The organism is Nitratireductor sp. GCM10026969, from assembly GCF_042660605.1.
In the GTDB taxonomy this organism is placed as follows: Bacteria; Pseudomonadota; Alphaproteobacteria; order Rhizobiales; family Rhizobiaceae; genus Chelativorans.
In genome coordinates this window covers 1-14,867 of record NZ_JBHSUM010000100.1, presented here as the reverse complement: position 1 = coordinate 14,867, position 14,867 = coordinate 1, and the positions used below count along the sequence as shown (strand labels likewise).

14 protein-coding genes are annotated in these 14,867 nt (G+C 65.5%); 11 read left to right on the top strand and 3 right to left on the bottom strand.

Annotation, left to right across the window (positions count from 1 at the left end; all coding sequences use genetic code 11):
* The 11 genes from ACFP9U_RS17630 to ACFP9U_RS17580 all read left to right on the top strand — a co-directional run.
* The coding region (locus tag ACFP9U_RS17630) for an N-formylglutamate amidohydrolase (protein WP_378623455.1) at nucleotides 1–444 on the top strand (444 nt) is incomplete at its 5' end.
* Nucleotides 445–451: 7 nt separating this feature from the next.
* Nucleotides 452–1,006, top strand: a complete 555-nt coding sequence (locus ACFP9U_RS17625) for a TRAP transporter small permease subunit (RefSeq protein ID WP_378623454.1) — start codon at nucleotides 452–454, stop codon at nucleotides 1,004–1,006.
* Nucleotides 1,003–2,325 carry a TRAP transporter large permease gene (locus ACFP9U_RS17620; RefSeq protein WP_322453895.1) on the top strand — a complete coding sequence of 441 codons (1,323 nt, stop codon included), beginning with the start codon at nucleotides 1,003–1,005 and terminating at the stop codon, nucleotides 2,323–2,325. The genes ACFP9U_RS17625 and ACFP9U_RS17620 overlap by 4 nt, the downstream gene beginning before the upstream one ends.
* Before the next feature lie 74 nt (nucleotides 2,326–2,399).
* Nucleotides 2,400–3,449, top strand: coding sequence for a TRAP transporter substrate-binding protein (locus tag ACFP9U_RS17615; RefSeq protein ID WP_378623451.1), 1,050 nt, complete (start codon nucleotides 2,400–2,402; stop codon nucleotides 3,447–3,449).
* 68 nt (nucleotides 3,450–3,517) lie between these two features.
* Nucleotides 3,518–4,885, top strand: coding sequence for a glutamine synthetase family protein (locus tag ACFP9U_RS17610; RefSeq protein WP_378623448.1), 1,368 nt, complete (start codon nucleotides 3,518–3,520; stop codon nucleotides 4,883–4,885).
* Nucleotide 4,886: 1 nt separating this feature from the next.
* Complete coding sequence (locus tag ACFP9U_RS17605; RefSeq protein ID WP_378623446.1) at nucleotides 4,887–6,275, top strand: aldehyde dehydrogenase family protein; 1,389 nt, start codon at nucleotides 4,887–4,889, stop codon at nucleotides 6,273–6,275.
* Nucleotides 6,272–7,417, top strand: coding sequence for an iron-containing alcohol dehydrogenase (locus ACFP9U_RS17600; protein WP_378623445.1), 1,146 nt, complete (start codon nucleotides 6,272–6,274; stop codon nucleotides 7,415–7,417). Before ACFP9U_RS17605 ends, ACFP9U_RS17600 begins: the two co-directional genes overlap by 4 nt.
* A gap of 147 nt (nucleotides 7,418–7,564) precedes the next feature.
* The gene (mgrA, locus tag ACFP9U_RS17595; protein WP_378623443.1) at nucleotides 7,565–8,611 is read left to right on the top strand and encodes an L-glyceraldehyde 3-phosphate reductase; all 1,047 of its coding nucleotides are present in this window, start codon (nucleotides 7,565–7,567) and stop codon (nucleotides 8,609–8,611) included.
* Nucleotides 8,612–8,674: 63 nt separating this feature from the next.
* Entirely contained in the window at nucleotides 8,675–9,733 is a 1,059-nt protein-coding gene (locus ACFP9U_RS17590) for a sugar phosphate isomerase/epimerase family protein (protein ID WP_378623442.1), read from the top strand.
* A gap of 12 nt (nucleotides 9,734–9,745) precedes the next feature.
* The gene (locus tag ACFP9U_RS17585) at nucleotides 9,746–10,939 is read left to right on the top strand and encodes a Gfo/Idh/MocA family protein (protein WP_378623439.1); all 1,194 of its coding nucleotides are present in this window, start codon (nucleotides 9,746–9,748) and stop codon (nucleotides 10,937–10,939) included.
* Nucleotides 10,940–11,012: 73 nt separating this feature from the next.
* A complete protein-coding gene (locus ACFP9U_RS17580) occupies nucleotides 11,013–12,023 on the top strand; it encodes an aldose epimerase family protein (RefSeq protein WP_378623438.1) in 1,011 nt (336 codons plus the stop codon).
* Between the two features lie 276 nt (nucleotides 12,024–12,299).
* On the opposite strand, the gene purU is transcribed toward ACFP9U_RS17580, so the two are convergent.
* From purU to ACFP9U_RS17565, 3 genes are all read right to left on the bottom strand, one after another.
* Nucleotides 12,300–13,160: a formyltetrahydrofolate deformylase gene (gene purU, locus ACFP9U_RS17575; RefSeq protein ID WP_378623436.1), complete on the bottom strand. Its 861-nt coding sequence runs from the start codon at nucleotides 13,158–13,160 to the stop codon at nucleotides 12,300–12,302.
* A gap of 125 nt (nucleotides 13,161–13,285) precedes the next feature.
* Entirely contained in the window at nucleotides 13,286–14,089 is an 804-nt protein-coding gene (locus ACFP9U_RS17570; protein WP_378623434.1) for a 3-methyl-2-oxobutanoate hydroxymethyltransferase, read from the bottom strand.
* The coding region (locus ACFP9U_RS17565; RefSeq protein ID WP_378623433.1) for an NAD(P)/FAD-dependent oxidoreductase at nucleotides 14,086–14,867 on the bottom strand (782 nt) is incomplete at its 5' end. The genes ACFP9U_RS17570 and ACFP9U_RS17565, both read right to left, overlap by 4 nt.

Sequence of the window (14,867 nt, the reverse complement as noted above, 5' to 3'; positions counted from 1 at the left end):
GCCGACCGCGCGGCGCGCGCGCGCCGCTTTTACGAACCGTTCCGCGCCGCCCTTGCCGCCTGCCTCGACACGAAGATCGCGGCCGGCCAGGCTCCGGTCCTCGTCACCGTCCATTCCTTCACGCCGGTCTATTTCGGCGTTTGCCGCGAGGTCGAGATCGGCATCCTGCACGACCGCGACTGCCGGCTTGCCGATGCACTGCTGGCGTCCATGCGGGGCGAGGATGGATGGATCGTGCGGCGCAACGAGCCTTACGGGCCCCAGGACGGTGTCACCCACACGCTGGCCGCCCAGGCACTGCCGCGGCGGCTTCTCAACGTCATGCTCGAGATCCGCAACGATCTGATCGCCGATGGCAACGGGCAGGAAAATATGGCCGCGTTCCTGGCGCGGCATCTGGAGCGGGCGCTTGCCGCGCCGGCACGGGAAATGGTGGCGAAATGAGAGCACGATGTCCCAGGCCGACCGCATGACCCGAGCAGATAGAAGGGCGTTCCTTCCCGGGCTGGTGCGCGGCTATGTCCGCTGGATCGACCGAGTGAACCGCGTTGTCGGTCTCTTCGCCATGTATCTCGTCGTGGCGATGATCGGCATCCTGCTCTATTCGTCCATCATGAAGGCGGTCGCCATACCGCCGCTCTGGACGCTGGAGATGGCCCAGTTCGTCATGGCCGCCTATTACATGCTGGGCGGCGGCTGGTCGCTTCAGCACGACTCGCACGTGCGCATGGATCTCATCTATTCGCTCTGGTCTCCGCGCCGGCGCGCCATGGTCGACTGCGTCACCATTCTGTTCCTGATCTTCTATCTCGGCGTGCTGCTCTATGGCGGCTTCTCCTCGACCGCCTATGCCATCCGCTACGGCGAGACGAGCTACTCCTCCTGGGCGCCTTACATGGCGCCGATCAAGATCGTCATGTGCATCGGCGTGGCGCTGATGCTTCTTCAGGCTTTCGCCCAGTTCTTCCGTGATCTGGCGCTGGCGCTCGGGGAGGAACTGCCGTGAGCTATGAGATGACGGCTGTTCTCATGTTTTCGGGCATGATGGGCCTGCTGCTTACGGGCCAGCGCGTCTTCGGTGCCATCGGCTTCGTCGCCGTTGTCTTCGCGCTCATGCTGTGGGGCACGGGCGGCTCGGAGATCGCCTTCTCCTCGGCCATGAAGCTGATGAAGTGGTATGCGCTGCTCACGCTGCCGCTCTTCATCTATATGGGCTACATGCTGTCGGAGTCGGGCATCGCCGACGATCTCTACAAGATGTTCCACGTCTGGTTCGGCCCCGTGCGCGGCGGGCTCGCCATCGGCACAATCGCGCTGATGGTGGTCATCTCCGCCATGAACGGGCTTTCCGTCGCCGGCATGGCCATCGGTGCGACCATTGCCCTGCCGGAGCTTCTGCGCCGCGGTTACGACAAGGTGATGGTGACCGGTGTCATCCAGGCCGGTTCGTCGCTGGGCATCCTGGTGCCGCCGAGCGTGGTGCTCGTTCTTTATGCCATGATCGCCCGTCAGCCGGTGGGGCAGCTCTGGCTGGCAGGCGTTTTCCCCGGCCTCATGATGGCGGGACTGTTCATCCTCTATATCGCGATCCGCTGCTGGGCGCAGCCGAAGCTCGGGCCCGTTCTGCCCGCCGAGGAACGCCGCGTGCCATGGAGCGAGAAGCTCGCCTTGCTTTCGGCCGGCATCCTGCCTTTCTTTATCTTCATGGCCATGACCGGCCTCTTCGTCATGGGCTATACGAGCCTGGTCGAAAGCTCCGCCATCGGCGCGGTCTCCGCCACCATCGCCGCCGCCCTGCGCCGCCGGCTCACCTGGCAGGTCTTCCACACGACCGTGAAGAAGACGCTGTCGATCTCCTGCATGTTCATGTGGATCATCGTCGCCGCGCTGTGCTTCGGCGCCGTCTTCGACGGGCTGGGCGCCGTCAGGGCGATCGAGGGCTTCTTCCTCGACCGGCTTGGCCTGTCGCCCTGGGAGGTGCTGATCCTGATGCAGCTTTCCTATCTGATCATGGGCATGTTCCTGGACGACACGGCGATGCTGGTGATCGTGGCGCCGCTCTACATCCCGCTCGTCGACGCGCTCGGCTTCGACTTGATCTGGTACGGCGTGCTTTACACCATCACCTGCCAGATCGCCTACATGACCCCGCCTTTCGGCTATAATCTGTTCCTCATGCGCGCCATGGCTCCCCCGGAGGTGAGTCTGGGCGACATATACCGGTCCATCATCCCCTTCGTCGTGGTGATGGTCCTGGCGCTGGCCACCGTCATGATCTTCCCGCAGATCGCGCTCTGGCTGCCCCAGCACTACTACATCCGTTGAAGGAGGCACGGAATGGAGGAGGCAAGAACAAGAAGATGAAACGCAAACAGACACCAACCAGAGGAGAACAGGACATGCAGAACCGAAGGCAATTCCTGACCAAGGCCGGGCTGGCGACGGCCGCAGCAAGCTCCGCCACGCTTGCCGCACCTTATGTGAAGGCCCAGTCGCCCATCCGCTGGCGCATGCAGACCTATGCCGGCCCCGCGCTTGCCGAGCACGTCGTCGTGCCCGCCATCGACGCCTTCAACAAGGCCGCCAACGGCGAGATGGAGATAGAGCTTTACTTCGCCGATCAGCTCGTGCCGACGGGCGAGCTCTTCCGCGCCATGCAGAACGGCACCATCGACGCCGTGCAGTCGGACGACGATTCCATGGCGGCACCCGTGGATGTCTCCGTCTTCGGCGGCTACTTCCCCTTTGCCACGCGCTATTCGCTCGACGTGCCGGCGCTGTTCTACAAGCACGGGCTCGCCGAGATCTGGCAGGAGGCCTATGGCGAGGTGGAGAACGTCACCTGGCTGTCGGCCGGCGCCTGGGATCCCTGCCATTTCAACACCAAGGATCCGATCAACAGCCTGGCCGACCTCGAGGGCAAGCGCGTCTTTACCTTTCCGACGGCCGGCCGGTTTCTCTCGCGCTTCGGCGTCGTGCCGGTGACGCTGCCGTGGGAGGACGTCGAGGTGGCGGTGCAGACCGGCGAACTCGACGGCATCGCCTGGTCCGGCATCACCGAGGACTATACGGTCGGCTGGGCCGACGTGACGCCCTATTTCCTCACCAACAACATCTGCGGCGCGTGGATCGGCCACTTCTTTGCCAATTCGGAGCGCTGGAATGAGGTGCCGGAGCACCTCCAGACGCTCTTCCGCCTGGCGACCGATTCCTCGCACTACTACCGCCAGCACTGGTACTGGGCCGGCGAGGCGGATCTGCGCGTCAATGGTGAGAAGATGCAGCTCACCACCATTCCCGACGCGGAGTGGGAGACGGTCGAGGCCGAAGCCGAGAACTTCTGGGACGAGATCGCCGCCGAGGGCGGCCGCCGCGAGCGCGTGGTGCAGATCCTGCGCAATTATCGCGCCCTGATGCGCGAGGCCGGCCCGCCCTACCGCTACGGCTGATCGGACGCACGTACCCGGCCCCGGGATTCGTCCCGGGGCCGCCGGCCAATGACATAGGAATGAGCTGAATGGCGGGAAAACTGACACTGCAGGAGTTGCGGGCGCTGGCCGGCAAGGGCGAGATCGACACGGTGCTGGTTGCCCTCATTGACATGCAGGGCCGCCTGATGGGCAAGCGTTGCCATGTCGATTTCTTCCTCGAAAGCGCCTTCGAGGAGACCCACAGCTGCAATTACCTGCTGGCCACCGACCTCGAAATGTACACGGTGGAGGGCTACCGCGCGACGAGCTGGGAGGCGGGCTATGGCGACTACACCATGAAGCCGGACCTCTCCACGCTGCGCCGCATTCCCTGGCTCGAGGGAACGGCGCTGGTGATCTGCGACGTGCTCGACCACCACACCCATGCCGAGGTGCCGCATTCCCCGCGCGCGGTGCTCAAGCGGCAGGTCGCAAGGCTGAAAGAGAAAAGCATGCAGGCCATGATGGCCTCGGAGCTGGAGTTCTTCCTGTTCCACGATTCCTTCGAGGAAGCCGAGGCCAAGGACTATCGCGGCCTCAAGCGCATCAGCGCCTATAACGAGGACTACCACATCTTCCAGACTACCAAGGAAGAGGGCGTGATGCGGGCGATCCGCAACGGGCTCAATGGCGCCGACGTGCCGGTGGAGAATTCCAAGGGCGAGGCCGATGCCGGCCAGGCAGAGATCAATGTCCGCTACACGGACGCCCTCACCATGGCCGACCGCCACGCCATCGTGAAGAACGGCTGCAAGGAGATCGCCTGGCAGCACGGCCGAGCCATCAGCTTCATGGCCAAGTGGGACAATGCCGCCGCCGGCAATTCCTCCCACGTCCACCAGTCGCTCTGGACGCCCGAAGGCGAGCCGCTCTTTTATGACGCGAAGGCCGAGCACGGCATGTCGGAGCTGATGCGGCACTACATGGCCGGCCTTCTCGCCCATGCCGGCGAGATCACCTATTTCCTGGCGCCGCACATCAATTCCTACAAGCGCTTCGCTGCCGGCACCTTCGCGCCCACCAAGGCGATCTGGTCCATGGACAACCGCACCGCCGGCTACCGCGTGTGCGGCGCCGACACGAAGGCCGTGCGCGTCGAATGCCGTGTGGGTGGCGCCGACCTCACGCCGCACCTCGCCTTTGCGGCGCTGATCGCCGCCGGCCTCGACGGCATCGAGAACAAGCTGGCGCTGGAGCCCGCCTTCGTCGGCGACGCCTATCACGGCAAAGATGTGCGCGAGATCCCGCACACCCTGCGCGAGGCCACCGCCGCGCTCGACGGATCGGAAATGCTGCGCAAGGCGTTCGGTGACGAGGTGATCGACCACTATGTGCACGCGGCGCGGTGGGAGCAGGAGGAGTTCGACCGCCGGGTGACCGACTGGGAGGTCAGGCGCGGATTTGAAAGAGCGTAACATGACAAACACACTGAAGTGCATCTCGCCCGTCGACGGCTCGGTCTATGCCGAGCGTCCCGTGATGGCCGCCGACGATGCGGCGCGGCTGATCGGTCGCGCTCGCGAGGCTCAGAAAGCCTGGGCGCACCGGCCGCTGGAGGAGCGCATAGCGCTGGTCAAGGCCGGGATCGCCCGTCTCAACGAGATGAAAGACGAGGTGGTGCCGGAGCTTGCCTGGCAGATGGGCCGGCCCGTGCGCTATGGTGGCGAGTACGGCGGTCTCAACGAGCGCGCCGACTATATGGCTGAAATCGCTGCCCGCGCGCTCGCCCCCATCGAGATCGAGGACTCCGACCTCTTCAGCCGCGCCATCCGCCGTGAGCCGCATGGCGTGGTGCTGGTCATCGCGCCGTGGAACTACCCCTACATGACGGCGATCAACACGGTTGTGCCGGCGCTGATCGCCGGCAATGCGGTGGCGCTCAAGCATGCCACGCAGACCTTGCTCGTCGGCGAGCGCATCGTCCGCGCCTTCCATGAGGCGGGCGTGCCGCAGGAGATCTTCGTCAACCTGTTCCTCGACCATGCCGGCACCGAGGAGCTGATCTCCGGCGGCCGGTTCAACTTCGTCAATTTCACCGGTTCGGTCGGCGGCGGCCAGGCCATCGAGCGGGCCGCGGCGGGCACCTTCACCGGGCTCGGGCTGGAGCTCGGCGGCAAGGATCCGGCCTATGTGATGGAGGATGCCGACATCGATTGGGCCGTCGACGGCCTGATGGACGGTGCCATGTTCAACGCCGGCCAGTGCTGCTGCGGCATCGAGCGGCTCTATGTCGCCGAACCCCTTTTTGACGACTTCGTGGAAAAGGCGGTCGCCTGGGTGGAGAAGCTGAAGCTCGGCAACCCGCTCGAGGAGGCGACCACCCTCGGCCCCATGGCCAACCGGCGCTTCGCCGAGGTGGTGCACGGGCAGACGGAGGACGCAGTGGCACAGGGCGCCCGCGCGCTCATCGACGCCAAGCTTTTCCCGCAGGACGACGGCGGCACCTATCTGATGCCGCAGGTCCTCGTCGGCGTGAACCACCAGATGCGCGTCATGCGTGAGGAGAGCTTCGGCCCCGTCGTCGGCATCATGGCCGTCAGGGACGACGAGGAGGCGCTGACGCTGATGAACGACAGCCTCTACGGGCTCACCGCCTCGCTGTGGACCGCCGATCCGGACCGCGCCATGCGGCTCGGCGAACGGATCGAGACCGGCACCGTCTTCATGAACCGCGCCGACTACCTCGACCCGGCACTGTGCTGGACCGGCTGCAAGGCGACCGGCCGTGGCGGCGCGCTGTCGGAGATCGGCTACCACAACCTCACCCGCCCCAAATCCTATCACCTGAGGAAGCGTAAAGCATGAGTCTCACCGCCAACTGGTCCTATCCGACATCAGTCCGTTTCGGCGCGGGGCGCATCAGCGAGCTGGCGGAGGCCTGCAAGGCGGCGGGCATGACGCGTCCTCTGCTGGTGACGGATCGCGGGCTTGCCCCGCTGCCGATCACGACGAAGGCGCTCGATCTCCTGGACGCGGCGGGCCTCGGCCGGGCGGTCTTCGCTGAGGTCGATCCGAACCCGAACGAGAAGAACCTCGCCGCTGGCATCGAGGCCTTCAAGGAAGGCGGCCACGACGGCGTGGTGGCCTTCGGCGGCGGCTCCGGCCTCGATCTCGGCAAGCTTGTCGCGTTCATGGCGGGCCAGACGCTGCCCGTCTGGGAGTTCGAGGATATCGGCGACCTGTGGATGCGGGCGGACAGCGCGGCAATTGCCCCCATCGTCGCCGTGCCCACCACCGCCGGCACCGGCTCCGAGGTCGGCCGCGCCGGTGTGCTGACCAATTCCGAAACCCATGTGAAGAAGATCATCTTCCATCCGAAGATGCTTCCGGCGATCACCATCTGCGACCCCGAACTGACCGTCGGCATGCCCATGGCTATCACCGTGGGCACCGGCATGGACGCCTTCGCCCACTGTCTCGAGGCCTACTGCGCGCCGTCCTACCACCCGATGAGCCACGGCATCGCGCTCGAGGGCATGCGGCTCGTCAGGGAGAACCTGCCGACGGTGGCAGCCACCCCTGACGACATCGAGGCGCGCGGCCACATGATGTCGGCGGCCGCCATGGGCGCGGTCGCCTTCCAGAAGGGGCTCGGCGCCATCCATTCGTTGTCGCATCCCGTCGGCGCGCTTTACAACACGCATCACGGCATGACGAACGCCGTCGTCATGCCCGCGGTGCTTCGCTTTAACCGCCCAGCCATCAAGGCGCGCATGGCTCAGGCCGCCGCTTACATGGGCATTTCCGGCGGCTTCGACGGCTTCTGTGATTTTGTCCTGAAGCTGCGCGCGGAACTCGGCGTGCCGGAGAGGCTGTCCGAGCTTGGCGTGGCGACCGACCGCATCGATGAAATGGTGGAGATGGCGCTGCAGGATCCCACGGCCGGCGGGAACCCTGTCAAGCTGGACAGGGAAAATACGCGAGCCTTGTTCGAAGCGGTGATTTGAAGGCATCTGGAGCAAGCTCCGTTTCCATCCCTCGGTTCATTCATGGGCTTTACGGCGGCGGAACATGAAGCCATGTTTAACGCCGATCTTTCCGCTGCCACCCTGAATCTCGGTAAGCAGCGCTTCGTTTGAGCAAAGGGACACGCGATGAGCTGGCAACCGGATGGCAACCGCTACGAACGAATGGAATACCGCCGCTGCGGCCGCTCCGGCCTCAAGCTGCCCGCCATCTCGCTCGGCCTGTGGCACAATTTCGGCGAGGACCGCGCCCACGAGGCCAAGCGGGCGATCTGCCGCAAGGCGTTCGATCTTGGCATCACCCATTTCGACCTCGCCAACAATTACGGCCCGCCGCCCGGCTCCGCCGAGGAGGCCTTCGGCGACATCCTGCGCACGGACTTCGCCGGCTACCGTGACCAGCTTATCGTCTCCTCCAAGGCCGGCTACGACATGTGGCCGGGCCCCTATGGCGCTTGGGGCAGCCGCAAATACCTGATCGCCAGCTGCGACCAGAGCCTGAAGCGGCTCGGTCTCGACTATGTCGACATCTTCTATTCCCACCGCTTCGATCCCGAGACGCCGCTGGAAGAAACCATGATGGCGCTCGACCGGATCGTGCGTTCGGGCCGGGCGCTCTATGCGGGCATTTCCTCCTACAATGCCCGGCGCACGCGCGAGGCGGCTGCGATCCTGAAGGAGCTCGGCACGCCCTGTCTCATCCACCAGCCGAGCTACTCGCTCATCAACCGCTGGGTGGAGGAGGACGGACTGCTCGACGCGCTCGACGATCTCGGCATCGGTTCCATCGTCTTCTCGCCGCTCGCGCAGGGTATGCTGACCGGCAAGTATCTGGGCGGTGTTCCCGAGGAGAGCCGCGCCGCGCAGGGCAAGACGCTCAGGCAGGAGTTCCTGAAGGAGGACACGCTCGCCAATATCCGCGCCCTGAACGACATCGCCGGGCGCCGCGGGCAGAGCCTCGCCCAGATGGCCATCGCCTGGGTGTTGCGCGGCGGGCGTGTCACTTCGGCGCTGATCGGCGCCAGCCGGCCGGAACAGGTCGAGGAATGCGTGGGCGCGATCGACAATACGGATTTCAGTGACGAGGAGCTGGCGGAAATCGACCATTACGCCCGCGACGCGAACGTCAACCTGTGGGCGGCATCGGCCGAACGGGCGGGGCCGCCGCGCAAGTAATCCCGCCGCTTCACGCGGCGGGTGTGCCAACATAGAGCACAGTTATGTTTCAGGGAGGATGGAATGGCAAAGACGATGAAGGGCGCGGGCATTTTCCTGGCCCAGTTCGCAGGCGACGAAGCCTCGTTCAACACGCTGCCGAGCATTGCCCGCTGGGCGGCCGGCCACGGCTACAAGGGCATACAGGTCCCGGCCTGGGACGGGCGCCTCTTCGACCTCGCAAAGGCGGCCGAATCGAAGGACTATTGCGACGAGGTGAACGGCATCTGCCGTGAGGCAGGGGTGGAAATCACCGAGCTTTCCACGCACCTGCTCGGCCAGCTCGTCGCCACTCATCCGGCCTACGACATTCCCTTCGACGGCTTCGCGCCGGAAAAAGTGCACAACGATCCGCCCGCCCGCCAGAAATGGGCGGTCGACAACATGCTGAAGGCGGCGAAAGCCTCGCGCAACATGGGGTTGGACGTCAGCGTCTCCTTCTCCGGCGCGCTCGCCTTTCCGTATCTCTATCCCTGGCCGCAGCGGCCGGATGGACTCATCGACGAAGCCTTCAGCGAGCTTGCCCGCCGCTGGAAGCCCATTCTGGACGCCTATGAGGACGAGGGCGTCGATATCGGTTTCGAGCTGCATCCCGGCGAGGACCTGTTCGACGGCGCGACCTTCGAGATGTTCCTGGAGAAGGTCGACAACCACAAGCGCTGCACCATCAACTACGATCCCTCGCACTTCCTCTTGCAGCAGCTCGATTACCTGGCCTTCATCGACATCTACCACGAGCGAATCTCGGCCTTCCATGTGAAGGACGCCGAATTCAACCCGGACGGCCGCCAGGGCGTCTATTCCGGTTATCAGCCCTGGGTGAAGCGCGCCGGGCGCTTCCGCTCGCTCGGCGACGGGCAGGTGGACTTCAACGGCATCTTCTCCAAGCTCGCCCAGTACGACTACGATTCCTGGGCGGTGCTGGAATGGGAATGCGCATTGAAGGATTCCGAGCAGGGCGCTGCCGAGGGCGCGCCCTTCATCGAGCACCACATCATCCGTGTGACCGAGAAGGCCTTCGACGATTTCGCTGGCGGCCGGACCGATAAGGCCAAGCTGCGCAAGATGCTCGGCATCGCTTGAAGGAGGGGGAAAATGGTATCAGCATCCGCAACGTCCGCCGCCGCCAGCCCGATCCGCCTTGGAATGGTGGGCGGCGGCCAGGGCGCCTTCATCGGCGCCGTCCACCGCATGGCCGCCCGGCTCGACGGGCACTACATGCTCGTTGCCGGCGCGCTCTCCTCCGATCCGGAGCGCGCCAGGGCGTCCGCCGCCGAACTGGGCCTCGACCCGGAGCGCTCCTATGGGAGCTTTGAGGAAATGGCGAAAGAAGAGGCGGCGCGCGCCGACGGCATCGAGGCCGTCAGCATCGTCACGCCCAACCACATGCACTATCCCGCTGCCAAGGCCTTCCTGGAGGCCGGCATCAATGTCATCTGCGACAAGCCGCTGACTTCCAGCCTCGACGATGCCAAGGCGCTGGTCGAGGCGGTGAAGCAGAGCGGCAAGTTCTTCGTGCTCACCCACAATTATTCCGGCTATCCGATGATCCGCCAGGCGCGCCAGATGGTGCGCGACGGTGCGCTGGGCGACATCATTCTGGTGCAGGCGGAATATCCGCAGGACTGGCTGGCCGAGCCCATCGAGGAGACGGGCCAGAAACAGGCGTCCTGGCGCACCGATCCCGCCCGTTCCGGAACGGGCGGGGCGATCGGCGACATCGGCACGCACGCCTATCAGCTCGTCACTTTCGTCACCGGGTTGAAGGCGGAGAGCGTGGCCGCCGACCTCGACAGCTTCGGGCCGGGCAGGCGCCTGGACGACAACGCCCACGTTCTGATGCGCTTCGCCGAAGGCGCGGACGGGCGCCGTGCCAAGGGCGTGCTGTGGGCGAGCCAGGTGGCGCCGGGCAACGAGAACGGCCTGAAGCTGCGCGTCTACGGCACCAAAGGCGGTCTCGAATGGGTGCAGGCCGACCCGAACTATCTCGGGTACACGCCGCTCGGCGAGCCGAAACGGCTGATCACCCGCGCCGGCGCCGGCGCCAACGAGGCCGCGGCGGCGGTGACCCGCATCCCGAGCGGCCATCCCGAAGGCTATCTGGAAGCCTTCGCCACTTTATATACGGAGGCCGCCGGCGCGCTGCGCGCAATCCGCGACAGCGGGAAGCCGCCGCAGGATCTCCTGCTGCCGACGGTCGAGGACGGCCTTGATGGGATGCGCTTCATACAGGGGTGCGTGAACTCGTCCAGGGCCGATGCGGCCTGGATGCGGCTCGAGGCGTTGTGAGAGATGCCGGGTTGGCCGGTGCGGCTGCCGCTGAGCGGTTTCGCAATTGAGCTTTGAAGCGGGGAGGGCAGGGATGGCGGGTGCGCCGCGCAAGATCGGCACTCATGAAGGGTGCGACGTTTTCGAGGCGGTGCTGACCAGCGAGACCGGCGTGGAAATCGCCGTCATGAGCTACGGTGCCGCTATCCGCGACTGGCGCGTGCCGGTGGCAGGCGGCAAGCGCGCCGTCGTGCTGGGCTTTGATCGCTTCGAGGACTATCCCGCCCACAGCCCCTATTTCGGAGCGGTCGCCGGTCGCGTGGCAAACCGCATCGGCGGTTCGCGCTTCACCCTCGACGGCCGGGAATACCGCCTGCCGGCCAATGAGGGGGAGAACCATCTGCATGGCGGTCCGCGCGGCATCGGCCGGCAGGTGTGGGACATGGAGCCTCTGTCCGACGCGGAGGGCGTACGGCTGCGGCTCGTCAGCCCCGACGGAGAGATGGGCTATCCGGGCCGTCTGGCGATCACCGTCACCTACCGGCTCGAAGGCAATCGCCTGCGCATCGATTTCGGCGCCGAGACAGATCGGCCGACGCCGGTCAACATCGTCCAGCACAATTATTTCAATCTGATGGGCGAGGGCGATGTGCGCGACCACACGCTCGAGGTCGCCGCGGACGCCTATACCGTGACCGGCGAGGATCTCATCCCCACCGGCGAGATCCGGTCCGTCTCCGGCACGCATCTCGATTTCCGGAAGCCGCGGCGGCTATGCGACGCGGCAGGCGGGGCGCTGGCCTGCGATGACAATCTGGTGCTGGACGGCGAACGCGATCTTTCCGCCCCCGCTGCCACGGTGACCGCGCCGGAGGAATCCCTGACGCTCAGGCTCTGGACCGATCAGCCCGGCATGCAGCTTTATACGGGCGGGATGATGAATGTTCCCGTCCCCGGCCTCGATGGCCGGCATTACCCGCGCTTCGGCGGCCTGTGCCTGGAGGACCAGAACTTTCCCGATGCGATCAACCATCCGCACTTCCCCTCGCCGGTGGTCACGCCGGAGCGGCCGTACCGGCATTGGTGCGAGATCGAGATCGGGTGAGGCCGTGACTGAAGCGGAAACAAACAGGTCGGGGCCGGTAGTGCGTGCCTTCGCCCTCGTCCTTCGACAGGCTCAGGATGAGGGCGAAGCCAGGGTGATCGCGTCCGTGCTTCCATCTTGAAATCGGGGGACAGGCTGCTGGACCGTGGCAAACGCCATATTGGTCACCGATGGCGCTGGCATTTTGTCTTGTCAACTGAAGTGAGACTCTGAGCCGGTATCTCAGTAGCCCTCATCCTGAGCCTGTCGAAGGGCGAGGGCGCTTGGCCCCGCGTCTCACCCCTTCGCGAACACCACCGTCTTCTGCCCATTGAGCATCACGCGTCCTTCCAGATGCAGCTTGACCGCGCGGGCGAGCACCCGGCTTTCGATGTCGCGGCCGGTGGCGACGAGATCCTCCGCGCTCATGGCATGGGTGACGCGCTCGGTTTCCTGCTCGATGATCGGCCCTTCGTCGAGGTCCGGCGTCACGTAATGCGCCGTGGCGCCGATCAGCTTCACCCCGCGCTCGTGCGCCTGGTGGTAGGGCTTGGCGCCCTTGAAGCTCGGCAGGAAGGAATGGTGGATGTTGATGATCTTGCCGAAGAGCCGCTTGGAGAGCCGGTCCGAAAGCACCTGCATGTAGCGGGCGAGCACCACCAGATCGGCGTCCGTCTCCTTGACCAGCCCAAGCAGCTTCTCCTCCTGCTCGGCCTTGTTGTCCTTCGTCACCGGCCAGTGGTGATAGACAATGCCCTCGGCTTCGGCGGTTCGCCGGGAGTCCTCGTGGTTCGACACGATCGCCGCCACCTCGGCGTCGAGCCAGCCGACACGGATCTGGTAGAGGAGATGGAGCAGGGCATGGTCGAACTTCGAGACCAGGATGAGGATTCTCGGCCGGCGCGAGCGGTCGGCAAGCGCGGTCTTCATGTCGAAACGGGCGATGGCCGGCTCCAGCGCGCGAGCGATCCGGTCGCGCCCTGTGTCATCGGGAACGGTAAAGGAAATCCGCATGAAGAAGCGGTTCGTCTGTCGGTCCCAGAACTGGTTGGATTCGGCGATGTTGGCGCCGAGGGAGGCGAGTTCCGTCGTTACGGCGGCGACGATGCCCGGCCGGTCCTCGCAGGAAAGATTGATGTCGAAGGTCTTTTCGCTCATGTGGCTGCTCTTGACGGTGAAGTGGCGCAGAATGGAGGAAGGGGCTTACACCAGCAGGCCTTCTCAGCCGCCGGCGCTGCGTCGACGTTCAGGCACAACGGTCCGGTTCGAGACTCATTTACCCCCTATTGCGCCTCCAGCCAATCGCGGAAGCGCGCCAGCAACTCTTCGTCTGCCGCGACCTTGTGCCCCGCCTCAGGATAGGCGCCGGAGCGCACGTCGCTCGCGAATTCGCGGTAGGCGCCGACGCGCTCTTCCTGAAGCCGAGCGAACTCGGCGGCGAAGTTGCGATAGGTCCTGGCATGCCGCGGCACGTGACCGGTGTTGGCGCCGAGCACGTCGTCGGAGAAGAGATACTGCGCATCGCATCCGGCACCCGCGCCCATCGAGATCATGAAGAGCGTGCAGCGCTGTGCGATTTCCGTGGCGATCGCCTCCGGCACGACCTCGATCTCGGCCGCGAACGCCCCCGCCTCCTCGAGCGCCTGCACCTGGCGCCAGACGAGCTGCGCCGTCTCCAATGTCTTGCCGACGGCCTTGAAGCCGCCGGTCCAGGTGGCCTTGGAGGGGATGAGGCCGACATGGCCGCAGACCGGGATGCCCTCCTCGGCAAGGCGGCGAATGGTGTGCGTGCCTGCCGAGCAGTAGACCGCGTCCGCGCCAGCCTTGTAGAGCCGGAAGGCCCAGCGGATGAAATCCTCCGTCGTGCCGATCTCGTAGAAATTGTCGCCCGGAATGGCGAAGCGTGTGGGCGCGGCCTCGCGGAAGGCGGGATCGAGCATCAGCGGAGGCGGTACGGAGACCATGTCGATACCGGCCCGCTCCGCGGCTTCGGCTTCCTCCAGGGTCTCGACCCGCAGCATGGCCAGCGGACGCACACCCCTGAGCGCGCGCAGGTCCGCGACCGTCTTGCGATTGGGCTTCTTCATGCCTTCTTCTCTTTCAGTATCGATTTGAGATTGACCGCCGGGTCGGCAAGCCGGTCGGGATTCGGCGCAATATTCTTTTCCATGAGCATCTCAGAAATCCGGATATCCTTGGCCACCGCATTGCCCGTCCCCACGCCGCTGGCGCAGACCAACCGGCCCTGCCGGTCGATCTGGAACAGGATGAAGGCGCCGCCGCCGAGGTCGCGGCGGATATGGCCCAGCGAGGCGTCGGGCAAGCCGGCGACCTGCAGCGTCAGATCGTACTGATCGGACCAGAACCACGGGATCCGGGAGAAGGCCTCGTCGGCGCCCAACATGGCCCGTGCGGCATGCGCACCCTGATCCTGGGCGCAGCGCCAGCTCTCAAGCCTGACGCGCGCCCCGTTCAAGGGGAAAGAGCAGCAGTCGCCGGCGGCAAAGATATTCGGGTCGCTGGTGGCGAGCCGACCGTCAACGGCAATTCCGTTGGAGATCTCAAGGCCGGCTTGAGCGGCAAGCCGCGTTTCCGGCACCGCGCCCACGCCGGCTACCACGAGGTCGGCTTCGATCACGCGGTTGTCGGCAAGGGTGATGCGGCCCCCGCGCACGTCCGTGACACCGGCGCCCAGTACAAGCTCGACGCCTTCGGCACGGTGGCGCTCGGCCATCGCCTCGGCGATCTCTGGCGGAACGATGCGCGCCATAAGCCGGTCCGCGGCTTCGACGACCGTCACCTCGGCGCCGAGCTTGCGCGCGGTGGCGGCAAGCTCTAGCCCGATGAAGCCGCCGCCGATGACGG

What these genes read in the sequence shown, in the direction of transcription:
- ACFP9U_RS17625 (WP_378623454.1), top strand. Translation starts at nt 452, where the DNA reads ATGTCCCAGGCCGACCGCATGACCCGAGCAGATAGAAGGGCGTTCCTT.
- ACFP9U_RS17615 (WP_378623451.1), top strand. Translation starts at nt 2,400, where the DNA reads ATGCAGAACCGAAGGCAATTCCTGACCAAGGCCGGGCTGGCGACGGCC.
- ACFP9U_RS17610 (WP_378623448.1), top strand. Translation starts at nt 3,518, where the DNA reads ATGGCGGGAAAACTGACACTGCAGGAGTTGCGGGCGCTGGCCGGCAAG.
- ACFP9U_RS17605 (WP_378623446.1), top strand. Translation starts at nt 4,887, where the DNA reads ATGACAAACACACTGAAGTGCATCTCGCCCGTCGACGGCTCGGTCTAT.
- ACFP9U_RS17600 (WP_378623445.1), top strand. Translation starts at nt 6,272, where the DNA reads ATGAGTCTCACCGCCAACTGGTCCTATCCGACATCAGTCCGTTTCGGC.
- mgrA (WP_378623443.1), top strand. Translation starts at nt 7,565, where the DNA reads ATGAGCTGGCAACCGGATGGCAACCGCTACGAACGAATGGAATACCGC.
- ACFP9U_RS17590 (WP_378623442.1), top strand. Translation starts at nt 8,675, where the DNA reads ATGGCAAAGACGATGAAGGGCGCGGGCATTTTCCTGGCCCAGTTCGCA.
- ACFP9U_RS17585 (WP_378623439.1), top strand. Translation starts at nt 9,746, where the DNA reads ATGGTATCAGCATCCGCAACGTCCGCCGCCGCCAGCCCGATCCGCCTT.
- ACFP9U_RS17580 (WP_378623438.1), top strand. Translation starts at nt 11,013, where the DNA reads ATGGCGGGTGCGCCGCGCAAGATCGGCACTCATGAAGGGTGCGACGTT.
- purU (WP_378623436.1), bottom strand. Translation starts at nt 13,160, where the DNA reads ATGAGCGAAAAGACCTTCGACATCAATCTTTCCTGCGAGGACCGGCCG.
- ACFP9U_RS17570 (WP_378623434.1), bottom strand. Translation starts at nt 14,089, where the DNA reads ATGAAGAAGCCCAATCGCAAGACGGTCGCGGACCTGCGCGCGCTCAGG.